Origin of the sequence: Serratia sp. (in: enterobacteria), from assembly GCF_046715635.1 — a bacterium.
Taxonomy (GTDB): domain Bacteria; phylum Pseudomonadota; class Gammaproteobacteria; order Enterobacterales; family Enterobacteriaceae; genus Chania.
Map to the genome: position 1 here is coordinate 1 of NZ_JBKJYW010000323.1, position 4,611 is coordinate 4,611.

A 4,611-nucleotide genomic window follows, 5' to 3' on the forward strand; every position below is an offset into this window, starting at 1 on the left:
CTGCCCTGCCTGGTATCACGCGTGACGCGATCATCAAGCTGGCAAAAGACATGGGCTTCGAAGTGCGCGAGCAAGTGCTTTCCCGTGAGTCTCTGTATCTGGCGGACGAAGTGTTTATGTCCGGCACCGCGGCGGAAATCACGCCGGTTCGTAGCGTGGATGGTATTCAGGTGGGGATCGGCAAGTGCGGCCCAATTACCAAGCAGATCCAGCAGGCGTTCTTTGGCCTGTTTAGCGGCAAAACCGAAGACAAGTACGGCTGGTTGGATCCGGTAAACCAATAACGACAGACAACACTAAACGAGCGGTTCGTTCGCCGCTCGTAAAACGATTATTTTTTGGAGTGAAGAGCATGCCTAAGTACCGTTCCGCCACCACCACCCACGGCCGCAACATGGCGGGTGCCCGCGCATTATGGCGCGCGACCGGGATGACCGACGACGATTTCGGCAAACCGATTATTGCGGTGGTCAACTCCTTCACCCAGTTTGTGCCGGGCCATGTGCACCTGCGCGACCTGGGCAAGTTGGTTGCAGAACAGATCGAAGCCTCCGGCGGCGTTGCCAAAGAGTTCAACACCATTGCGGTGGATGACGGGATCGCCATGGGCCACGGCGGCATGCTCTATTCTCTGCCGTCGCGCGAGCTGATTGCTGACTCGGTGGAGTATATGGTGAATGCCCACTGCGCCGATGCGATGGTGTGTATCTCCAACTGCGACAAAATCACCCCAGGGATGCTGATGGCGTCATTGCGCCTGAATATTCCGGTGATCTTCGTCTCCGGCGGCCCGATGGAAGCCGGTAAAACCAAGCTTTCCGACAAAATCATCAAGCTGGACCTGATCGATGCGATGATCCAGGGTGCTAACCCGAACGTCAGCGACGCCGACAGCGCGCAGATCGAACGTTCCGCTTGCCCAACCTGCGGTTCCTGCTCCGGGATGTTTACCGCCAACTCTATGAACTGTCTCACCGAAGCGTTAGGCCTGTCTCAACCGGGCAACGGCTCGCTGCTGGCGACCCACGCCGATCGTAAAGACCTGTTCCTGAACGCCGGTAAACGCATCGTCGAACTGACCAAGCGTTACTACGAGCAGGACGATGAGAGCGCGCTGCCACGCAGCATCGCCAACAAGGCCGCGTTCGAAAATGCGATGACTCTGGACATTGCGATGGGGGGCTCCACCAATACCGTGCTGCACCTGTTGGCGGCAGCGCAGGAAGGCGAGATCGACTTCGCCATGGCGGATATCGATCGCCTGTCCCGCAAAGTGCCACACCTGTGCAAGGTGGCGCCAAGCACTCAGAAATACCATATGGAAGACGTACACCGTGCCGGTGGCGTACTGGCCATTCTTGGCGAGCTGGATCGCGCCGGGCTGATGAACCGCGATGTGGATAACATCCTGGGGATGAAGCTGCCAGAGACCTTGGAAAAATACGACATCATGCTGACCCAGGATGAGGCCGTGAAGAAAATGTTCCGCGCAGGCCCGGCAGGTATCCGTACTACCCAGGCATTCTCACAGGATTGCCGTTGGGACACGCTGGACAACGATCGTGCCGATGGCTGTATCCGCTCCTTGGAAAACGCCTTCAGCTTGGAAGGTGGCCTGGCGGTGCTGTATGGCAACATGGCCGAAGACGGCAGCATCGTTAAAACCGCTGGCGTGGATAAAGACAACCTGACCTTCCGTGGGCCAGCCAAAGTTTATGAGAGCCAGGATACGGCCGTTGAGGCGATCCTGGGCGGTAAAGTGGTGGCAGGCGACGTAGTGGTGATCCGCTATGAAGGGCCAAAAGGCGGGCCGGGCATGCAGGAAATGCTCTACCCAACCACCTATCTGAAATCGATGGGCCTGGGCAAGGCCTGTGCGCTGATCACCGATGGCCGCTTCTCTGGCGGCACCTCCGGTTTATCCATTGGTCACGTTTCGCCGGAAGCGGCCAGCGGTGGCCTGATTGCGCTGGTGGAAGAAGGGGACATGATCGATATCGATATCCCGAAACGCAGCATGGTACTGGATGTGCCGGAGAGCGTACTGGCTGCCCGCCGTGAGGCGGAACTGGCACGGGGTGATGCGGCCTGGACACCGAAAGCGCGTGAGCGCCAGGTATCTTATGCGTTACGTGCTTACGCTACGCTGGCCACCAGTGCTGATAAAGGCGCAGTGCGGGACAAGAGCAAGCTGGGAGGCTAACCACCATGGCGGTATCACAACCCCTACCCGACGCCCCCTGCGGCGCCGAATATTTGCGAGCGGTGCTCCGCTCGCCGGTTTATGAGGTGGCTCAGGTCACCCCGTTACAGACCATGGGCAAGATCTCTGCGCGCCTCGGCAATACCATTCTAGTGAAGCGCGAAGATCGCCAGCCGGTGCACAGCTTTAAGCTGCGCGGGGCTTACGCGATGATTGCCAGCCTGGATGAAGAGCAGAGGGCGCGTGGCGTGGTCACGGCCTCTGCGGGCAACCATGCGCAGGGCGTCGCCTTTTCCGGCAACCGTTTGGGGATCAAAACCCTGATCGTGATGCCGGTGTCGACGGCGGATATCAAGGTTGATGCGGTGCGTGGCTTCGGTGGTGAGGTATTGCTGCACGGTGCCAACTTCGACGAAGCCAAGGTCAAGGCGATTGAGCTTTCGCAGCAACAGGGCATGACCTTCGTGCCCCCGTTTGATCACCCGGCAGTGATTGCCGGGCAGGGCACTTTGGCGATGGAGCTGTTACAGCAGGACGCGCACCTGGACCGGGTGTTTGTCCCGGTTGGCGGTGGCGGTCTGGCGGCCGGGGTGGCGGTGCTGATCAAGCAACTGATGCCGCAAATCAAAGTGATTGGCGTGGAAGCCCAGGATTCGGCCTGTCTGCGTGCAGCGCTGGATGCCGGGCAGCCGGTCGATCTGGCGCGCGTTGGGCTGTTTGCCGAAGGCGTAGCGGTCAAGCGCATCGGTGATGAAACCTTCCGCCTGTGCCGTGAATACCTGGATGACGTGATCACCGTAGACAGCGATGCGATCTGCGCAGCGGTGAAAGATTTGTTCGAAGACGTGCGGGCCATCGCCGAACCTTCTGGCGCACTGGCGTTGGCTGGGCTGAAAAAATACGTGCAGCAGCACAATATTCAGGGTGAGCGACTGGCCCACGTGCTTTCCGGTGCCAACGTGAATTTCCACGGCCTGCGGTACGTTTCCGAACGTTGCGAATTGGGCGAACAACGCGAAGCGCTGCTGGCGGTGACCATTCCAGAACAGAAGGGCAGCTTCCTGAAGTTCTGCCAGCTGTTGGGTGGCCGTGCGGTTACCGAGTTCAACTACCGCTATGCCGATGCTGACAACGCCTGCATCTTTGTCGGGGTCCGCCTGACCAGAGGCCATACCGAGCGGCTGGAAATCATCGATGAGCTGAACCGTGATGGCTATCAAGTGGTGGATCTGTCCGATGATGAGATGGCGAAACTGCACGTGCGCTACATGGTCGGCGGGCGGCCTTCGAAACCGCTGCGTGAGCGTCTGTATAGCTTTGAGTTCCCAGAGTCACCGGGTGCTCTGCTCAAGTTCCTGCAAACGCTGGGCACGCACTGGAATATTTCGCTGTTCCACTATCGCAGCCACGGCACCGATTTTGGTCGCGTGCTGGCAGGGTTTGAGCTTTCGCAGACCGAGCCAGAATTTGAGCAACACCTGCAGGCATTGGGTTACGACTGCCATGATGAGACCGACAACCCGGCCTTCCGTTTCTTTCTGCAGGGCTAACATCGGCGACAAGGATAGCGTATGAGTAATGAGTTCACCGGGTTCAGCCAACAAGGGCTGGACTTCCTGCAACAGGTGCGGATCGAGAACGACAAAGAGTGGTTTGACGCTAATCGGGGCGTGTATGACCGTGAGCTGTTAACGCCGTTCCGTTCGCTGGCGGATGCACTGAGTCCTGCGATGCTGATGATTGACCCACAGTTTGAAACCCGTCCGGTTATTGGTAAAACGCTGTCGCGTATTCATCGCGACACGCGTTTTTCCCATGATAAATCCCGTTATCGTAGCCGCATGTGGCTGACCTTCAAGCGGCCAAGCAAAGACTGGAAGCTGGCACCGGTGTACTTCTTTGAGCTGGGGCCAGACATGCTGCGTTATGGCCTGGGTTATTACAGCGCCGACAAAGCCACCATGGATCTGTTTCGCCATACTCTGCTGCGCAGGCCACAGCCGTTTTTGGAGGTGGCCGAGTGCTGTCGCGCGCCGTTTGAACTGGTGGGGGAAAGCTATAAGCGCCCGTTAGTGAAGGAGCAGGCACCGGAGATTGCCACCTGGTACAACCGCAAATCCTTCGCGGTGATGGCCACGGATAATCAGGTGGAAAAGCTGTTCAGCGCCGATCTGGTCGCTACCCTTACGCAGAGTTTCCAGCAGTTGGAGCCGCTGTATCAGTGGCTGATGCAGGTGGAAGCGATGAAGCAGATCGACCCTGCGGATTTATGAGAGCAAACGCCAGAACGCCTCAATCAGCGGTTCGTTGAGGCGTTTTTTCGGCACGCAGACCCCCAGTTCGAACGGTTCGACCATCGAGATATTCTCCAACTGAGAAATGCGGTTGCGAACTGGCTCCGGGCTATT

General features: G+C 58.3%; 4 protein-coding genes and 1 pseudogene. 4 read left to right on the forward strand and 1 reads right to left on the reverse strand.

The features are described 5' to 3' along the window. The 4 genes from ACLQ7H_RS17165 to ACLQ7H_RS17180 form a co-directional block, all read left to right on the forward strand. Positions 1-284, forward strand: a 284-nt coding sequence (locus ACLQ7H_RS17165; RefSeq protein ID WP_411753708.1) for an aminotransferase class IV, incomplete at its 5' end; no start/stop codon positions are given. 68 nt (positions 285-352) lie between these two features. Beyond that, positions 353-2,203: a dihydroxy-acid dehydratase gene (ilvD, locus tag ACLQ7H_RS17170; protein WP_021181822.1), complete on the forward strand. Its 1,851-nt coding sequence runs from the start codon at positions 353-355 to the stop codon at positions 2,201-2,203. A gap of 5 nt (positions 2,204-2,208) precedes the next feature. Further along, a complete protein-coding gene (gene ilvA, locus ACLQ7H_RS17175) occupies positions 2,209-3,753 on the forward strand; it encodes a threonine ammonia-lyase, biosynthetic (protein ID WP_121608346.1) in 1,545 nt (514 codons plus the stop codon). A gap of 21 nt (positions 3,754-3,774) precedes the next feature. Further along, entirely contained in the window at positions 3,775-4,476 is a 702-nt protein-coding gene (locus ACLQ7H_RS17180) for a DUF2461 domain-containing protein (RefSeq protein WP_411753709.1), read from the forward strand. Here the strand turns inward: ACLQ7H_RS17180 and ACLQ7H_RS17185 are convergent. Next, positions 4,471-4,611, reverse strand: a pseudogene (locus ACLQ7H_RS17185) (HTH-type transcriptional activator IlvY); the annotation flags it as partial. The gene ACLQ7H_RS17180 and the pseudogene ACLQ7H_RS17185 sit on opposite strands and share 6 nt — an antisense overlap.